1 protein-coding gene is annotated in these 1,054 nt (G+C 68.7%); it reads left to right on the top strand.

Going from position 1 to position 1,054, the window contains the following annotated elements; translation table 11 throughout:
* Nucleotides 1–277 precede the first annotated feature (277 nt).
* Entirely contained in the window at nt 278–865 is a 588-nt protein-coding gene (locus tag ACZ31C_RS32230) for a hypothetical protein (protein ID WP_465798508.1), read from the top strand.
* Nucleotides 866–1,054: the final 189 nt, after the last annotated feature.

Below are 1,054 nucleotides of genomic sequence, written 5' to 3'. Positions count from 1 at the left end.
GCTATTCACTGCTTGGTGGTGGAATTCTCGGCGGCCGGACGTCGTTGTAACGAAGACCGGCCGCCTCAAGCGCCCGCCCGCCGCCGCAACCCGCGCGAGCCCCGGCCCCCACCGGGAACGACCCGCCCCCACCGGTCGTTACACCTGGACCCGGCACCCGCGAGCGGCCACCACACCCCGCCAACCCGGGCCACCCTCCCCCGAAAACCACCCCAGCGCCAGACGGCGTCGGCACCGCATCCCCCGCGGCGCCCCACCCCCGAATGGAGCTACCCCCATGAACACCATCCTGCGCAACAGCGTCCTGGCCATCGCCGGACTCACCGTCGCAGGCGGCCTCGCCGCCGGACCCCTCAACCACACCACCACCGACACCACACCGACCAACCCCATCACCGCCGCCATCCAGACCGACAAGCCCGACACCACCACACTCATCCCCCACGGCGTCCAGGGCACCCAGTCCCACATCGACCTCAACGACGAGCAGACCGCCAACGCCAAGGCCATCATCGCCGCCACCAAGAAGGCCGACATGAACGAACGCGCCGCCGTCATCGCCATCGGCACCGCATTCCAGGAATCCAAGCTCAAGAACCTCGGCCACCTCGGCGCCCGCAACGACCACGACTCCCAAGGCCTGTTCCAACAACGCCCCTCCTCGGGCTGGGGCACCGTCGCACAGATCACCGACCCCGAATACTCCACCCTCGCCTTCCTCAAGGGCCTCAACCAGGTCGACGGCTGGCAGGACATGCCCCTGACCGTCGCCGCCCAGACCGTGCAGGTGTCGGCATACCCCGACCACTACGCCCAGTGGGAACAGCAAGCCGCCGACCTCGTCACCGAACACTGGAACAACTGACCCACCAACACCACACCACGACGGCCGGCACCCCACCCAGGCAGCCGGCCGTCACCACACCACCAACCGGCACCGCGACGCCCGCAAGCACCGCGACGCCCGCAAGCACCGCGACACCCGCAAGCACCGCACGTTAGAAAGGGTCCCCTGCTATGCACCAGGCGATAGCAGGGGACCCTTCCTTACATC

The organism is Micromonospora sp. NPDC023869 (assembly GCF_055559695.1).
Note: the sequence above shows the minus strand (reverse complement) of the source record. Positions and strands in the feature narration are given on the sequence as shown.

Excerpts from the sequence above, each read along its gene's own strand:
- ACZ31C_RS32230 (WP_465798508.1), top strand. The coding sequence starts at position 278 with ATGAACACCATCCTGCGCAACAGCGTCCTGGCCATCGCCGGACTCACC.